Source organism: Spirochaetota bacterium (genome assembly GCA_026415295.1).
In the GTDB taxonomy this organism is placed as follows: Bacteria; Spirochaetota; JAAYUW01; order JAAYUW01; family JAOAHJ01; genus JAOAHJ01.
The window spans coordinates 44383-61156 of the sequence record JAOAHJ010000031.1 but is presented as its reverse complement, the minus strand read 5'-3'; the positions used below and the strand labels follow the sequence as shown (position 1 = coordinate 61156).

Here is a 16774-nt window from a genome sequence, read left to right as displayed (position 1 = left end):
TTTCAATGTCAATAAATTTTATTAAGAAATTCTTTCTGTTCTATCTATAAATGATTTCCTTTCAAATATTTTATCTAAATTAACTTCAATATCTCCTTTATAGTTTCTATAAATTTTAATAAATCTATAATCTCTAAATCCTGTTCCAGCAGGTATTCTTTGACCAACTATAACATTTTCTTTCAATCCCTTTAGAGGATCTTCTTCACCTCTAATAGCAGCATTAGTTAACACTCTTGTTGTTTCTTGAAATGAAGCAGCAGAAATAAAAGATTTTATACTTAAAGAAGCTTTTGTAATACCTAGCAATGCAGGTCTACCCTTTGCAGGCACACCTCCATTTGCAACAATTTTCTCATTCTCATCAAGAAATTCATCTCTATCAACAAGTTGCTTTAATACAAAAGATGTATCTCCTACATCTTCTACTCTAATTTTTCTTAGCATTTGTCTTATTATAATAGATATATGTTTATCATTAATATTTACACCTTGTCCTCTATATACTTTTTGTATTTCATTAAGTAAAAAAGCTGAAAAATCATATATTCCTTTTATCTGTAAAACATCAAATGGATCTATTTCTCCATCACATAATTCTTGTCCAGCATAAACATAATCTCCATCCCTAACTTTTAAATTTGCATTAACAGGTATTTTATGTTCATGAACATGACCAAGCTCATCTTCTACATAAATAACTCTTTTAAGTCTTTTTATTTCTCCAAACTTAACTTTTCCTTCTACTATACTTAAAACAGCTTTATTTTTAGGGGATCTAGCTTCAAAAAGATTGTTAACTCTTGGTAAACCAGAAACAATATCTACTTGAGTAGTTTTACCTTTTGGAATTTTTATTATAACTTGTCCTTTTTTAACTTTTTCATTATCTTTGACTGTTACAATAGAATTTGGTAAAGCTAAATAGTTTAATTTAACAATTTCCTCATTTTCTGGATCTACAATTAATATTTTTGGTTGATTTTTTTCATTTAATATTTGAGATATTCTTATTTGATTTTGTTCATTAAATTTATAGTTAACATCAAGAATAAAATCAACAAATTTAATTTTTCCTTCCTCTTCAGCTACTATTAAATCATTATGTGAATCAAATTCAATCAATGTCTGCCCTGCATCTAAAATATTTCCTTCTTTAGTAAGTAATTTTGAACCACATTTAATATTTACAACAATATCTTCACTGATAAGATATAATTTATCTTTAATCTTAGCTACATTTGCAATATTATCAGCGTATACATCATTACCTTTAATATCTTTACCAATAATAGTATCTTTTATTACTTTTTCTCCCTCTTTTACAAATATCTCCATTTTACATTCTTCAGATATATCTTTATAAATAAAATTAATTGATATTAAACCATCTCTTAAAAAGATTAAATTTCCATCATTATCTTCAACATAAGTCCCTTTAATAGCATTTAAATAAACCGGTGTTCCATATTGTATTAAACCTTCTGCTGCAGTTGTTGATGCAATACCACCAATATGAAATGTTCTCATTGTTAGTTGAGTACCAGGTTGACCTATCGATTGTGCTGCTATTATTCCTACAGCTTCTCCAATATCTACAACTTTATTTGTAGCAAGATTTTCACCATAACATTTTTGACATATACCATTTTTAGACTCACAAGTTAACACTGATCTAATTTTAACTTTTTTAATACCTAAATTCTCAATATATTGTGCTTTATCATAAGTTATATACTCATTAATATCAAGAATCTGTTCATTTGTAATAGGATGAAATAACTTTTCTTGAGAAAATCTTCCAGTTATTCTATTAGAAAGTCTTTCTTTTAATTCTTCCCCCTCATATAGAGCTTCAACAACTATTCCATTTATTGTTCCGCAATCTTCCTCAGATATTATTACATCCTGGGCAATATCAATAAGTTTTCTTGTTAAATATCCAGCATCTGCAGTTTTTAATGCAGTATCTGCAAGTCCTTTTCTTGCCCCATGTGTAGAAATGAAATATTCAAATACTGTTAAACCTTCCTTAAAATTAGATTTAATTGGTATATCTATTATCTTTCCAGAAGGGGTAGCCATATTTCCCCTCATACCAGCAAGTTGTGCTACTTGAGTAATAGAACCTCTTGCCCCAGATTCTACAATAATATTTAATTGATTGAATCCACCACTTGTTTCTTCCATTAAAGTTCTTAATTTTTTAATAATTTTCTTTTTAGCATCTGACCACTTTCTAACTGTCTCATTATATCTTTCATCATCAGTAATTTGACCTTTTTTCATTGCTTCATTTAGTTTGTTAACTTCTTTTTGTGTTTTTTCTATAATTGAATATTTATCTTCTGGAATAATTATATCTGCAGCAGAAATAGTACATCCAAAAAGAGTTGAATATTTAAAACCCAACTCTTTCATTTTATCAAGTGTATAGGCAGCCTTATAAGTACCATAATTTTTAAATATTTCAAATACAAGGCTTTTTAATTTCTTTTCAGGGAGTGCTTCATTTATAAATTCAAAATCTGGAGGTAAAATAGAATTAAAAATAACTCTACCAGCTGTTGTTTCTATCCATTTATTCTTGTATTTATATTTGATAAGTTCATGGTAAGTAATATATTTATTTTCAAGAGCAAAGTATATTTCATCGATATTATTAAAATATCTCTCTTTTGGTCTTTTAATATTTTTATTTTCTTTAGTTAGTAAAAATAAGCCTAAAACCATATCTTTTGTAGGCCATGCTATAGGATTGCCATTTGCAGGATCAAGCAAATTTTTTGCAGCTAAAAGTAATAACCAACATTCTATTTGTGCTTCATATGAGAGTGGAACATGAATAGCCATCTGGTCCCCATCAAAATCTGCATTATAGGCATGACATACCAGAGGTGGTAATTGAATAGCTTTTCCCTCTATTAACCTGGGTTCAAAAGCTTGAAATCCTAATCTGTGCAATGTTGGAGCTCTATTAAGCATTATTGGATGTTTATATACAATTTCTTCTAGAATGTCCCAAACAATAGGTTCACCTTTTTCTATTGATCTTTTAGCATTTTTGATAGAAGCTCCATTTATTTTCATCAATTTTTGAATTATAAATGGTTTAAATAATTCCAAAGCCATAATTCTTGGTACACCTGCCTGATATATAGCCAATTCAGGACCAACAACAATTACTGATCTTCCTGAATAATCAACTCTTTTACCTAAAAGATTTTGCCTAAATCTACCTTGTTTTCCCCTTAACAATTCAGAAAGAGATTTTAGAGGTCGATTACTTGGTCCTTTTATAGCTCTCTTTCTTTTAGAATTGTCAAATAGACAATCAACAGCATCCTGCAATAATCTTTTTTCATTTTTTATAATTATTTCAGGTGCATGCATCTTCATCAATCTCTTTAGTCTATTATTTCTATGAATCAATCTTCTATATAAATCATTTAAATCTGAAGTTGCAAATCTTCCACCATCCAATTGAACCATAGGTCTTAAATCTGGTGGTATAACAGGAATATAATCTAATATCATCCATTCTGGTCTATTACCAGATCTTCTAAAATCTTCAATCAATTCAAGTTGTTTAAATATTTTTTTATTGCATTTTTCACCTTTTTCAATCATCTTTTGTCTTAAATAGAATGCTTCATCATCAAGATCTATTTTACTTAATAATTCTTTTATAGCCTCTGCACCCATTTTAGCTTCAAAAGAGATTCCATATTTCTCTCTTGCTTCTAGATATTCCTGTTCTACCAAAATCTGTTTTTCCTTTAAGTCTGTATCACCTGCATCAATCACAATATATTTTTCATGAAAAAGAACCGAATGCAAATCCTTCAATTTTATATTTAATAATACTGCTATTTTAGCTGGAGAACTTTTATAATACCATATATGTGCAACTGGTGCTGCTAAAACAATATGTCCTGTTCTCTCTCTTCTAACTTTACTTTCTGTTACTTGAACACCACACCTATCACAAATAACTCCTTCATATTTTGGAGTTTTAAACTTCCCACACGAACATTCATAATCTTTAGTTGTTCCAAATATTTTTTCACAAAATAAACCATCTTTTTCTGGTTTAAGTGTTCTATAATTAATAGTTTCTGGTTTTTTAACTTCACCATAAGATTGCATTTTTATAACTTCTGGTGAAGCAAGTTTTATTTTAATTTTTGAAAATTTACCTATTCTCTCAAGCATATCTTTACCTTTCCCTAAAATTTAATTTAAATAAATAAAGTTAAGATATAGGTATCACTAAAATATTTGACTAGATTGCTGCTTTTTCTGTTCATTTATGTCATTATCCTTTTCGAATAATGGAATTATTTTGTCATTTTCATCGTATATAGTAATATCGAGACATAATCCTTTTAACTCTTGAATCATAACATTGAAAGCTTCAGGAACTCCAGGAGGTGGAATCACTTTTCCTTTAACAATTGCATGATAAAGATTATTTCGTCCTGTTCTATCATCTGATTTTTGAGTTAAAAATTCATGTAAAGTATACGAAGCTCCATATGCTTCCAATGCCCAAACTTCCATTTCACCCAATCTTTGGCCACCAAACTGAGCTTTACCACCTAAAGGTTGTTGAGTAACTAAAGAATAGTTTCCAGTGGATCTTGCATGAACTTTATCATCAACCATATGTGTTAACTTTAATATATAGATATTTCCAACCATCACTTCTTGTTCAAATGGTTCACCAGTTAATCCATTATATAGAATAGTTTTAGAAGTATTTGGTAAATTACACTCTTTTAACATTTCCTGAATTTTATCCCAAGAAACTGATTGGAATACAGGAACAGCAACTTTAACTCCTAATTTTTCACAAACCCACCCAAGACTTGCTTCAAGTAACTGTCCAAGATTCATTCTAGAAGGCACCCCAAGTGGATTTAATACTATATCAACTGGTGTACCATCTGGTAAAAATGGCATATCTTGTTCTGGTAATATTTTTGATATTACTCCTTTATTACCATGTCTTCCTGATAATTTATCTCCAACCGATATTTTTCTTTTTACTGCAACATAAACTTTTACTATTTCTTCAACTCCTGCTTCTAAATCTTCTCCTTCTGATCTTCTTAATCTTATTACATTTATAACATTACCTTCAACTCCATGTGGAAGTCTTAAAGATGTATCTTTAACATCTGATGCCTTCTCTCCAAATATTGATTTTACAAGCCTATATTCTGGAGTAAGGTCTTCATGTCCTTTTGGAGTAACCTTCCCTACCAATATTGAGTTTGACCCAACTCTAGCTCCAATTCTAATTATCCCTTCTTCATCTAAATCTTTAATATCAGATTCAGATACATTTGGAATTTCTCTTGTAATTTTTTCTTTTCCAAGCTTAGTTTCTCTTACTTCTATTTGAAATTCTTTAATATGAATTGAAGTTAATAGATCTTCTTTAACAACTCTTTCTGAAATTACAATAGCATCCTCGAAATTATAACCATACCAGGGCATAAAAGCTACCTTAAGATTTCTACCTAAGGCAAGTTCTCCATTTTGAGTAGATGGTCCATCCGCAATAACCTCACCCTCTGATACTCTTTGACCAACTTTTACAATAGGTTTTTGATTATATACAGTATCCTGGTTTGTTCTAAAAAATTTCATTAATTCATATACATCAATATCTTTATCATTTTTTCTATTATCAGGTAATATTTTAATTATACTATTTGTAACATAAATAACCTCACCACTTCTCCTTGCTGTTACAATAACTCCAGAATCTCTAGCAACTACATATTCTAATCCAGTACCAATATATGGTGATTCTGGACAAATTAGAGGAACAGCTTGTCTCTGCATGTTAGAACCCATAAGAGCTCTATTCGCATCATTATGTTCAAGAAATGGAATTAATGAGGTAGAAACTGAAAATACCTGTCTTGGAGAAACATCTATATAATTAATAAGGTCTCTTTCTACTGAAACATACTCTCCTTTGTATCTAGCATTTACAAATTGATTCTTGAATCTACCATTTTCATCAATCTCTTCAAGTGATTGTGCAATATAATATCTTTCTTCTTCAATAGCAGTTAAATACTCAATTTTATTGGTAACTACACCATTTTCAACTTTTCTATATGGGGTCTCTAAAAAACCATAATCATTTTTTCTACCATAAGTTGTTAATGAAACAATCAAACCTATGTTTTGGCCTTCTGGAGTTTCAATAGGACATATTCTACCGTAGTGGGAATGATGAACATCTCTTACTGCAAAACCGGCTCTATCTCTAGATAAACCACCTGGACCAAGAGCATTTAATCTTCTTTTATGAGTCAGTTCCGTTAATGGATTGGTTTGATCCATATACTGAGATAATTGGGAAGTACCAAAAAACTCATTAATAACAGCACTTATTGGTTTAATAGAAAGAATATCAACAGGTTGTATAGTATCTGGATCACATGTTTGCATTCTTTCAAGTGCAACTTTTTCTATTCTAGCAAATGCTTTTTTAAGTTGATTTAAAAATAACTCCCCAACTCCTCTCACTCTTCTATTTGATAAATGGTCAATATCATCTGGTTTATATTTTCTTTCAAATATTTTTTCTAAATAAATTATTGTATTAATTATATCTTGTTTTGTTAAAGCTAAAGTTGTAATATTTTCTTCATAACCATATTTTTTATTTATTTTAAATCTACCAACTCTACCAAGATCATACCTTTTAGGATCAAAAAACATATCAAGAATCTCTTTTTCAGCAGCTTCAATCAATGCAGGTTCGCCGGGTCTAATTATATTAAATACTTTATTTATTGCTTCATCTTTAGACATCTCAGATTTTAATGGATTTTCTGCTGACTTTTCAAATGTCTCTTTCTGTAATGTATTTAATATTACTTCGGAACTTATAAATTTATCAGAATTTAATTCAACTACCTTAACTTTTTCAATATTATATTCTTTCAAAGACATTATATCTGTAAATGAAATTTTTTTCCCTGCAGCTAATATTTTTTCAGGGCCAAAATCTGTTTCTACAATAACATCTTGAGCAGAATATCTATTTTCTATGGATTCATTTACTTCAACTTCTTTTACTTCATGAAGGGCTTCTATTATTTTTTCATTATTTTCAAACCCAATTACTCTTAAAAATGTGGTAACCAAAATCTTTCTTTTTTTATCAATTCTTACATGCATTATTTCTTTTTTTTCATCAATCAAAAACTCAAGCCATGAACCTTTATCAGGAGAGAGTCTTGCATTAAATTCATAATCTTTCTCTGAGTAAGAAAAAACAACACCTGGAGATCTATGAATTTGACTAACAACTACTCTTTCAGCTCCATTAATAATAAATGTACCATTTGAAGTCATTAAAGGAAATTCACCAAAATATATTTCTTGACTTTTAACCTCTCCAGTATCTTTCAAAACTAAATTAATCCGAGCTTTTATAGGAACAGCATAAGTTTTCCCCTTTTTTCTAGCTTCATTCTCGGTATATTTAGGCTCTCCAATTGTATATTCAACATATTCAAGAACCATATTTCTTGTTTGGGATTCAATAGGAAAAATAGTTCTAAAGAGATATTCAAGACCCTGATTTTCAAGAGGTAAATTATTTAACTTTCTATCTCTTTGTAAAAAAAATTCATATGATTTTTTCTGAAGCTCCAAAAGATATGGATATTCAAAAATTTCTTCCCCCTTATTTTCAATAAGATGTCTTACAGGATTTTTTTTCATAGGTGATAATTTCACCTTCATTTATATCTCCCTTTAATTTTTTTTATATTTTATTTTAAAAAATGAAAGATAATATTATAATATTATCAGATTAGATAAATTATTACAATAATAAAAATATCTATAATAAAAATTTCTTATGACCATAAAATTTATATTTATTTTAATTTTTATATAAAAAAATTTCTTTATAAATTTTTGAGAAGATATTTCTTGAGTGAATTTTTTAATTGATAATATTAATCTTTGAATCATCTAATCTTCTTTCTTACTAATATTAATAAATAAATATTAAATATATAATTTTAAAAATAAAATTATATAATAAATACTCAACAACAGAATTATAAAAGATTAAAATACACACAACTTTACTGAAAAAATAAAAAAGAATTTAAAATAAATATATTTCTTAGAGGGAACAATACTCCCTCTAAGAAATTATATGAATTTTTATTTATTGAACTATTTAAGTTCAACTTGAGCACCAGCTTCTTCCAATTGTTTTTTAATTTTTTGAGCTTCTTCTTTCGATACACCTTTTGCAACAGGTTTGGATGAATCTTCAGCTAAATCTTTTGCTTCTTTTAAGCCTAAATTAGTTATTTGTCTAATTACCTTTATAACTTCAATTTTCTTATCCCCAACATTTTTAATATAAACATCGAACTCTGTTTTTTCTGGTGCTGCTTCAGTTGCTGCTACAGTTGGAGCTGCTGCTGCCATCATCATTGGCGCTGCTGCTGAAACCCCAAATTCTTGTTCAATAGCTTTAACTAGCTCATTTAATTCTACAACAGTCATTTGTTTAATAGCCTCAATAAAAACTTCTTTAGTCATTTTTTCTGCCATTTTTATCTCCCTTTATTATTTTTTTAATTTTTTATTTTATAAAATATTATATTACTTTTTCTTATCAGCAACATTATTCAAAACTCTAGCAAATCTACCCATTATATCATTTAAATCCCTAGCAAGGTTAACTATAGGGCTCGCTAATAAATTAGCAAGCATTGCATAAAGTTGCTGCCTAGTTGGTAAATTAGCAAGAGCATTTACTCTATCTTTATTTAAATATTCTCTTTCGTAAATCGCTCCTTTTAATGTTACAAATCCATTTTTTGAGTAATTCTTTAAAGCTTTAGTAATTTCTGAAACATTATCATTGCCATATGCTATTATAGTATTTTTAATAAAAATATTTTCATCAACATTTTTAATATTTTCATATTCAGCTTCTAAAGCTTTTCTAAAAATATTATTTTTAACAACAAGAACATTCCCACCAAATTTTCTTATTTCTTTTCTCATTTGGGTAGAATCTTTCACTGTAAATCTTTCAAAATCAGCAAATATTATAAATGAATTATTTTTAAATATATCAATGTATTTATTAAATAACTCTTGTTTTTCTTTTTTAATAACTCTAATATTTTCAACCATATTATTCCCTCAGATTATTTAATTTGAGAAAAATCAATCTTTATGGATGGACTCATTGTACTGGAAATAAATACCTTTTTTATATAATCCCCTTTTAAATCAGATGGTCTTTTTTTAAGTATTTCTTTATATATAGAATTGAAATTGGAAAGCAATTTCTCATCATCCATTGATTTTTTACCTATACTTACATGAACATTTCCAGCTTTATCTGCCCTATACTCAATCTTTCCTTTTTTTACTTCTTCTACTGCTTTTTTAATTTCAGTTGTAACTGTCCCGAGCTTTGGGTTTGGCATTAATCCTTTTGGGCCCAATATTTTTGCAACCTTTGAAATATTTTTCATCATATCTGGGGTTGCTATACAAACATCAAAATCTATCCATCCTGAAGCTATTTTATCTATCAAATCCTGTGAACCTACATAATCAGCACCTGCAATTCTTGCTTCATTAGCTAAATCACCTTCAGCAAAAACCAAAATTTTTTTCTGTTTTCCAAAAGGATAATCATATACATGAGTGCCCCTAATAGTATGTTTTTTATCCAAATTCAACACAAAAACAACATCTATTGTTTCATCAAACTTTGTAAAAGCTGCTTTTTTTATAGTTTCTATAGCTTTTTTTGGTTCATATAATTCAATTTTATTTATTTGCTTTAATGCAATTTTGTACTTTTTGCCTCTTTTCACAATTATCTCCTTTGAAATTAAGATTAAATAAATTTATTCAACAACTTCAACACCCATAGATTTACATGAACCTGCAATAATTTTAATAGCAGCTTCTATGTCGTTAGCATTTAAGTCAGGCATCTTTTTTTCAGCTATTTCTCTTAGTTTATCTTTTGTAATTTTACCTACCTTTTTCTTATTAGGTTCTCCAGAGCCTGATTCAATCTTTAAAACTTGTTTTATAAGATAGGTAGCTGGAGGTGTTTTTAAAATAAAATCAAAAGTCTTATCTTTGTAAACTGTTATAATACAAGGAATTACTTCACCTTTTCTATTAGCAGTTTTAGCATTAAAAGCTTGGCAAAACTGCTGAATATTAACTCCAGCTTGACCCAATGCAGGACCAACTGGTGGAGCTGGTGTAGCTGAACCACCTATCAACTGCAATTTTACAATCTGCTTAATTTCTTTTGCCATCTTTCATTCCTTAAGATTTTTTTTCAATTTGTGAAAACAACAGCTCAACTGGTGTTTTTCTTCCAAAGATGTCAATCTCTACAATAACTTTTTCTTTCTCGACATCTATGGATTTTATCAATCCTTCAAAGTTTTTAAATGCACCATCTATAATCAATATATTTTCATTTACCTCAAAATCTACAATTGAGACATTTTTCTTCACTTCTTTTTTTTCACCTATATTAAAAAGAAATGTTTCAACATCAGCTTTTTTCATTGGTATAGGTTTATCAACCCTTTTAACCCCAACAAAACTAACAGCATTTGGTACACTCAATACAATCTTAACTATCTTTTTCCAATAGTTTTCATCTGCAGGTTCGTCACTCAAATCCATCTCAACTATCACATATCCTGGATAGCATTTTCTTTTAACTTCTTTTTTTTTACCTCTTTGCATTTTTAAAACTGTTTCTTCTGGAACAATTATATCAGTAACAAAATCTTCCACTTTATTCAATTTAACTAATTTCTTCAAATTATCAGCAACTTCATATTCCATACCAGTAGTAACTTTCAAAACATAATAGTTTTTCATAATCCAAATACCCAATCAACCAATTTTACGGAAACAACATCTGCAAAACTTAAAAGAATAGCAAAAATTAAAATAAAAATTATTACAACATAAGTCATTTCTTGAACTTCTTCAGAAGTTGGCCAATTAACCTTTTTTAACTCCTCAATACATTGCTTTATAAAAACAACTACTTTCCAATCTTTTATCTTTTTCATAATAAATCCTTAACAATTAAATGTTTGATTATATAAAAAAATAATATAATCAGGCCAGGAGGGATTCGAACCCCCAACATTCGGTTTTGGAGACCGACGCTCTACCAATTGGAGCTACTGGCCTAAATAATATCCCACATATATTATATAAATTTATTTACTTAACTTTTGTTTCTTTATGTAAAGTATGTTTTCTACAAAATTTACAGTATTTTTTTAACTCTATTTTATCAGGTGTATTTTTCTTGTTTTTTTCAGTAGTATAATTTTTATTTTTACATTCTCCACATTGTAAAGAAATTATTTCTCTCATTTTTACCTCTTTATAGCTTAAAATTTAATCATTTTATTATAAAAATTAACAATATCATTAATTTAATAATAAATTAAATTCTAAACAACATAAGCCCACAAACGGAATTGAACCGTTGACCCCTTCCTTACCATGGAAGTGCTCTACCTTCTGAGCTATGTGGGCAATAATTAAAATTAATAAGGAAGGTGAATCTTATTTATCATTAATTTTTAAAAAGTCAATATTTTTTTATTTAGTTTTCATTTCACATTTACCTTCAAAGATAACGCCATCATCAATTTTTAATACTTCTGTTTTAATATTACCAGCTACTTTTGCCTGACCAACCATCTCGATCTTAAAGGAGTCTAAAATATTTCCTTTAAGTGTTCCGGCAATTCTTACATACTTCGCAGTTATATCTGCTTCAACATTAGAATTAGCATCTAAAATAAGATATCCATCTGTTTTTATTGTGCCTTTAAATCTACCCTTTATCATAAGAGAATCTTTATATTTTAAATCTCCTTCGAGGTTAGTTTCTTCACCTAAAATAGTTTTAATCTTATCAAAACCATTCATTGTTTCAATAGTTTTTTTATTCATTATATTCTCCTAAAAAATATATTAATAATTACATTATAATAGTTTATTTAGAAGTTAACTTAAAAACTCCATCCCAATCATCTCCAGGAGGGTTTTTAATATATTCTAAGCATCTTGCTAAATGAATTTCAGATACATAGTCATCTGGTTCAATTTCTAAAACATTTTTAAATAATTTAGCTGCTTCTTCAAACTCTCTGTTAAAATATTTATCTATTGCTATATTATATATTTCTATCATTTTTTTCTTTTTTTCATCCATTTTTTACCTCTATATTTTTTGTAAAATTATTTTAATTTTTATAAAAAAAATTCAATATAAATTATTAAAATTATTTAATTTTTCCTAAAAATATTGTTTTTAATATTTAAATCTATTACCTCTTCTATTTCTGCAAGGCTTTGCAACTTTTTCTTTCTAGTTTCTATTTCATTCTTTTTATCATTATAAATATTTAAAACTCCCTCTATTTTCTTCATAGTTTCTATCAATTTATTATCAAGTTGATTTAAAAAATTAAAACTTTCTTCAAACTTTTTTTCTAAATTTTTATTATCTTTTATTTCTTTAATTTTTATTAGAAACTCCTCCATAGGTTGATAAAGCTGATTTTTGATAAATTCTACAAACATATTAAGCATAGTTGCTTTTTCTCTAATAATCTCTTCTCTATTTAAGATTTCTTCTATAAATATTTTCTTTTTAACAAAATTACTTATTTTTAAAACAACTTCAAACATATTGATAGGTTTTACAATATAATCATCAGCTCCAAGACTTAAAGCTTTAAATTTATGATTCGAATCGCCAAAACCAGTTATTACAATAATTGGTAATGTAATGCTAAAATTTTCCCTCAAATTTTTAATTAAATCAAAACCATGTACATCTGGCAAATCAAGATCTATTATTGCTACATCAAAATTTTCCCCATCTTTAATAAATTCTAAAAAAGATTCTCCACTCTCAAAAGCTACAACTTTAAATATCTCTAAATTTTCTAACATTACCTTAAATAGTTCGCATGTTTCCCAATTGTCATCAACTATAACAATCTTATACATAAATTTACCTTAATCTTTAAATTAAAAACTATAATTTTATTTCTTTCGCTGGCTTAATACTAATCTTATAATTTCTTTTAGATTTAATAATTTTCTTTTCTTTAAAATTATAAACTTTCCTACTCTTTACTTTTCTTTTTTTGATAATAGCAAAGCCTCTTATTTCAATATTAAGTTCATCTTCATTATTTAATTTTTCAACAATAACATTAAATAATTTATCAATAATATCTTTAACTACTATTTTATTAACATTATTTGTTCTGGCAAAAACCTCCTCTATTAAATCCTTTTTTATTATTTTAACCATGATTTTTACTATTTAAAAAATAAAATTTTACACTATCTATTTTTCAATACTTTTTAATATTCTTGCAGCTCTGCTTTTCCTTCTAGCAGCACCATTTTTATGCAAAACATTATTTTTAACTGCTTTATCACAAATTTTTTGATAAAAATTGTATGCTTGAATTGCATCACTCTTTTTACCTTCTTTAACTAAATTTAAAATTTTTTTAAATTGAGTTTTTATAAGTTTTTTAAGCATCCTATTCCTTAGTCTTCTTTTTTTGCTTTGTCTATCTCTCTTTTCAGCAAACTTTTTGTTAGGCACTTTTATCTCCTTTTTTAATTTTTATTTTTTTTGGAATTTAACAAATTAATATTTTTAGTCAATCTATAAGTTTAATAATTTTTATTTCTTCTCTTCTCTTATTTTGGAAAATATATTAGGATTTTTAGTAAAATAACTATAAAGATTTTTAATATAAGCTTTATAAGCTTTTTTATTTATTGTATCATATATTGTAAATAATTTTTCCTCTGGGGATACTTCATCATCCGGTTCAACAAGTATTAATTTTAAAACCAAATCTCCATTTATCTTCCTTATTTCTATAACATATTCAGGCTTATTAATATCTTTATATTTTAAATCAAATTCAGTTACTTCAAATTCTAATAAAACTCTATTTAGTTCATCAATTGCAGGATTTTGTAAGTTAAAATAATATTCTCTTTGGTAGTTAGAATTCCATACCCAACTATTATTTAATAAATAAAATTTATTTTGAATATTATCAATGTAATTCCCAAAAAAATATGACCCTAACTCTGAAATAGGTAATTTTGCGAATATCTTATTCTGTCTAAAATCAGAAACTTTCTTTGCTATACCACCATAAGAAAATGAATCTATTACAAAAATCTTACCATTATACATTATATAATAACCATATTTATCAACAGTTTCTTTACCAAGTAAAAGTTCGAAATATTTATTTTCTGTTTCATATATTTTTATTTTAAATTTATAATCTTTTAAACCACAAGTCTCTAAAAGTTCATCGTTATATTGTTCTATTAAATCCGAATATTCAAGAGATTTAAAATAATCAAGAAAAAGATCTACTGAAGATTGAGAAATTTCTAAATCTTTGTGACTTAAATAACTCCAGTTTCCATTATTTTTTACTAACAATAAGTTGACTTTTTTCTTTTCAGTTATATTTTCCTTCTTTCCTTTATTATTAACTTCTTTTGAAATTTCATCAAAATATTCTATTTCAATCTTGAAAATTTTATTTTTATCAAAATTTTGGATTATTAAATTTTTAGAAACATTTTCCTCTTTTTTCGACTTATTTTTATTTATTAAATCCGTAATAAAATTATAAATAAAAAAAATAGATAATAATATAGCAAAAACAATTAATGTATAAACTAAATTTCTTTCTTCTCTTTTTAATTTTGAAAGAAATTTAAGCATAAATCCTCCATCTAAAATTGATAAATGTAAACAAAACTATAATAAATTCTCGTAAATAACTAAAAATAAACCATTTCAATCTTGAAAGCTTTTTATTTTATTCTTTTTTTTGAGAAAAATATTTAATTCTAAGCTTTGGAATTACAATTATAAAAAGTACATAAAGTAGTGGCAAAATAATTGGAACAAATATTAAAATAAAAAATGTAAATATATTCCTTTGATTATTATTCATCACTATCTTTGGATCTTTAATTAATTTACCACCTATGTCTACTAATTCTATATCACCAACAGTAAAATTAACAAGATTTTCTACAAGATTGAAGTTACCGATAGGTAATTCAGCAAGCCAGTTTTCTATTAAAACAGAAGAAAATATAACTCCCTGAGGTACGAAGTTATTTTCATTCGTAGATTTTTGATTATTTTCAGTACTTTTATTTGGCGAACTTTTATTTGCTTGATTAACATTATTATTTTTATTATTTTCATCATTAGTATTTGTAGTTTCACTTGACTGAGGAACATTTTTCTTTTCAATAATTAATACTATTGGTCTAGACCCCTTATATTGACCAGATTTATTTTCAAACTTTAAATCATCGACACTAATATCTTTCTTTTTTTCATCCCATATAGCATTAAAAGTTGTTTCATAAGTATCTGCAATAGAATAAATTTTAAAATCATTATAATCCTTTGTAAAATCAACCTTTAATGGAATACTAAATAGTGATAACACAGGTAAATTTAGAGCTTGGACATTTTCGGTAGTCTTATGATAATTCAATCTTATTACAGGAGCAATTTCTTTAAATTCATTGTAAAATTTATCTTTATCAATAAGAACTCCTTTTAATCTTTCAACTTTAAATTTATTATAAATATGATATACAATGTTTGAAATATTTCCTTCAGAGTAATATCTATCAAAAAGAAAAAATTTTCCCCCTCTATTTATAAACTCATCTATTATTTTTATTTCTGTTTCAGTATAATTTTTTTTAGGTGCTGCTATAACAAGAAGGTCACAATCTTCAGGGATTTTACCTTTTTCAATTAAAGTTATATCTTCAGTAACATGTCCTAAATTTTCTAACATTTCTTTGAATTTAGATATTCCATTTTGATTATAATCATTTCTATAATATTCTTCATGCCCAATAACAAAATATATTTTTTTTGGTTTTTCATTCATTAAAAATTTAATACTGGAGGTTAATATTTTTTCGCCTATAAACATCTGACTAGATTCTTGTTGATCATATTGCATTTCATATAGATCCCAAGGATTTATCTCTTTTTTTCTGTTTTTATATACTAAAACTATAGAATTAGCAGAAGAGATTGAGAATTTTTGAGCAATAATAGGATCTCTTCTAATATCAATCTTTTTTAATTTTATATATTTTGATCTTTTCTCATATGCATTAATCAATTTTTCAATAGATTCTATAAGAGCAGAACTACTTTCTGAACCCGTTATAAAATAGTATATAGTTAATTCTGAATCTAATTTTTTAAGGACCTCTTTAGTTAAAGGTGAAAGAGAATATATTTTGGTAGATGTTAAATCTATTTTCGGTAATTTATCTCCAAATACTGAAAAAAATGAAATAATTAATATTAGTATTAAAATACTTTTAACAACTGTATAAAAATTTTTTTTACTTTCTTTAGATGAAAATAATTCAATAAAAATTTCAGGATTAACTATGAAATAGAATATTAATCCAATTAATCCAAATGCACTTCCTATATAAAAAAGATTATTTTTAAAAATTAATTTAAATATAGAAAATAATATCATTAAAACAACTGAAATATAAAATAATAATTCATTAAATACAAGGTTTTTTTTAAAAAAATCTATAAGTTTCTTCATTTTCAGTCTCCTCATTTAGA

General features: G+C 26.5%; 16 protein-coding genes and 2 tRNA genes. All 18 read right to left on the bottom strand.

Going from position 1 to position 16774, the window contains the following annotated elements; all coding sequences use genetic code 11:
• Nucleotides 1–21 precede the first annotated feature (21 nt).
• The 18 genes from rpoC to N3A58_07700 all read right to left on the bottom strand — a co-directional run bounded on the left by rpoC (nt 22) and on the right by N3A58_07700 (nt 16754).
• Nucleotides 22–4215: a DNA-directed RNA polymerase subunit beta' gene (gene rpoC, locus N3A58_07785; protein ID MCX8059298.1), complete on the bottom strand. Its 4194-nt coding sequence runs from the start codon at nt 4213–4215 to the stop codon at nt 22–24.
• A 57-nt stretch (nt 4216–4272) separates the two neighbouring features.
• Nucleotides 4273–7758: a DNA-directed RNA polymerase subunit beta gene (rpoB, locus tag N3A58_07780; protein MCX8059297.1), complete on the bottom strand. Its 3486-nt coding sequence runs from the start codon at nt 7756–7758 to the stop codon at nt 4273–4275.
• Nucleotides 7759–8223: 465 nt separating this feature from the next.
• On the bottom strand, nt 8224–8598 hold the full coding sequence (gene rplL / locus N3A58_07775) for a 50S ribosomal protein L7/L12 (GenBank protein ID MCX8059296.1): 375 nt from the start codon (nt 8596–8598) through the stop codon (nt 8224–8226).
• Between the two features lie 63 nt (nt 8599–8661).
• Nucleotides 8662–9201 carry a 50S ribosomal protein L10 gene (gene rplJ / locus N3A58_07770; GenBank protein ID MCX8059295.1) on the bottom strand — a complete coding sequence of 180 codons (540 nt, stop codon included), beginning with the start codon at nt 9199–9201 and terminating at the stop codon, nt 8662–8664.
• A 14-nt stretch (nt 9202–9215) separates the two neighbouring features.
• Nucleotides 9216–9899 (bottom strand): 50S ribosomal protein L1, encoded by a 684-nt coding sequence (rplA, locus tag N3A58_07765; protein ID MCX8059294.1) that lies wholly within the window; start codon nt 9897–9899, stop codon nt 9216–9218.
• Nucleotides 9900–9929: 30 nt separating this feature from the next.
• Nucleotides 9930–10355 (bottom strand): 50S ribosomal protein L11, encoded by a 426-nt coding sequence (gene rplK / locus N3A58_07760; GenBank protein ID MCX8059293.1) that lies wholly within the window; start codon nt 10353–10355, stop codon nt 9930–9932.
• Nucleotides 10356–10365: 10 nt separating this feature from the next.
• The gene (nusG, locus tag N3A58_07755) at nt 10366–10935 is read right to left on the bottom strand and encodes a transcription termination/antitermination protein NusG (GenBank protein MCX8059292.1); all 570 of its coding nucleotides are present in this window, start codon (nt 10933–10935) and stop codon (nt 10366–10368) included.
• Nucleotides 10932–11132 (bottom strand): preprotein translocase subunit SecE, encoded by a 201-nt coding sequence (gene secE, locus N3A58_07750; protein ID MCX8059291.1) that lies wholly within the window; start codon nt 11130–11132, stop codon nt 10932–10934. Before secE ends, nusG begins: the two co-directional genes overlap by 4 nt.
• Nucleotides 11133–11182: 50 nt before the next feature.
• Nucleotides 11183–11256: transfer RNA gene (locus tag N3A58_07745), tRNA-Trp, on the bottom strand.
• A 33-nt stretch (nt 11257–11289) separates the two neighbouring features.
• Nucleotides 11290–11445, bottom strand: coding sequence for a 50S ribosomal protein L33 (gene rpmG, locus N3A58_07740; protein MCX8059290.1), 156 nt, complete (start codon nt 11443–11445; stop codon nt 11290–11292).
• A 92-nt stretch (nt 11446–11537) separates the two neighbouring features.
• Nucleotides 11538–11610, bottom strand: a tRNA-Thr gene (locus N3A58_07735).
• A gap of 66 nt (nt 11611–11676) precedes the next feature.
• A complete protein-coding gene (locus tag N3A58_07730) occupies nt 11677–12033 on the bottom strand; it encodes a polymer-forming cytoskeletal protein (protein ID MCX8059289.1) in 357 nt (118 codons plus the stop codon).
• A gap of 43 nt (nt 12034–12076) precedes the next feature.
• Entirely contained in the window at nt 12077–12295 is a 219-nt protein-coding gene (locus N3A58_07725) for a tetratricopeptide repeat protein (GenBank protein MCX8059288.1), read from the bottom strand.
• 74 nt (nt 12296–12369) lie between these two features.
• Entirely contained in the window at nt 12370–13098 is a 729-nt protein-coding gene (locus N3A58_07720) for a response regulator transcription factor (protein MCX8059287.1), read from the bottom strand.
• Between the two features lie 28 nt (nt 13099–13126).
• The gene (locus tag N3A58_07715) at nt 13127–13408 is read right to left on the bottom strand and encodes an HU family DNA-binding protein (GenBank protein MCX8059286.1); all 282 of its coding nucleotides are present in this window, start codon (nt 13406–13408) and stop codon (nt 13127–13129) included.
• A gap of 36 nt (nt 13409–13444) precedes the next feature.
• Nucleotides 13445–13711 carry a 30S ribosomal protein S20 gene (gene rpsT, locus N3A58_07710; GenBank protein MCX8059285.1) on the bottom strand — a complete coding sequence of 89 codons (267 nt, stop codon included), beginning with the start codon at nt 13709–13711 and terminating at the stop codon, nt 13445–13447.
• An 81-nt stretch (nt 13712–13792) separates the two neighbouring features.
• On the bottom strand, nt 13793–14866 hold the full coding sequence (locus N3A58_07705; GenBank protein MCX8059284.1) for a DUF4340 domain-containing protein: 1074 nt from the start codon (nt 14864–14866) through the stop codon (nt 13793–13795).
• Between the two features lie 97 nt (nt 14867–14963).
• Nucleotides 14964–16754: a GldG family protein gene (locus N3A58_07700; protein ID MCX8059283.1), complete on the bottom strand. Its 1791-nt coding sequence runs from the start codon at nt 16752–16754 to the stop codon at nt 14964–14966.
• Between the last annotated feature and the right edge of the window lie 20 nt (nt 16755–16774).

Coding starts and splice junctions, on each gene's coding strand:
- rpoC (MCX8059298.1), bottom strand. CDS start 4,215: ATGCTTGAGAGAATAGGTAAATTTTCAAAAATTAAAATAAAACTTGCT.
- rpoB (MCX8059297.1), bottom strand. CDS start 7,758: ATGAAAAAAAATCCTGTAAGACATCTTATTGAAAATAAGGGGGAAGAA.
- rplL (MCX8059296.1), bottom strand. CDS start 8,598: ATGACTAAAGAAGTTTTTATTGAGGCTATTAAACAAATGACTGTTGTA.
- rplJ (MCX8059295.1), bottom strand. CDS start 9,201: ATGGTTGAAAATATTAGAGTTATTAAAAAAGAAAAACAAGAGTTATTT.
- rplK (MCX8059293.1), bottom strand. CDS start 10,355: ATGGCAAAAGAAATTAAGCAGATTGTAAAATTGCAGTTGATAGGTGGT.
- nusG (MCX8059292.1), bottom strand. CDS start 10,935: ATGAAAAACTATTATGTTTTGAAAGTTACTACTGGTATGGAATATGAA.
- secE (MCX8059291.1), bottom strand. CDS start 11,132: ATGAAAAAGATAAAAGATTGGAAAGTAGTTGTTTTTATAAAGCAATGT.
- rpmG (MCX8059290.1), bottom strand. CDS start 11,445: ATGAGAGAAATAATTTCTTTACAATGTGGAGAATGTAAAAATAAAAAT.
- N3A58_07730 (MCX8059289.1), bottom strand. CDS start 12,033: ATGAATAAAAAAACTATTGAAACAATGAATGGTTTTGATAAGATTAAA.
- N3A58_07725 (MCX8059288.1), bottom strand. CDS start 12,295: ATGGATGAAAAAAAGAAAAAAATGATAGAAATATATAATATAGCAATA.
- N3A58_07720 (MCX8059287.1), bottom strand. CDS start 13,098: ATGTATAAGATTGTTATAGTTGATGACAATTGGGAAACATGCGAACTA.
- N3A58_07715 (MCX8059286.1), bottom strand. CDS start 13,408: ATGGTTAAAATAATAAAAAAGGATTTAATAGAGGAGGTTTTTGCCAGA.
- N3A58_07705 (MCX8059284.1), bottom strand. CDS start 14,866: ATGCTTAAATTTCTTTCAAAATTAAAAAGAGAAGAAAGAAATTTAGTT.
- N3A58_07700 (MCX8059283.1), bottom strand. CDS start 16,754: ATGAAGAAACTTATAGATTTTTTTAAAAAAAACCTTGTATTTAATGAA.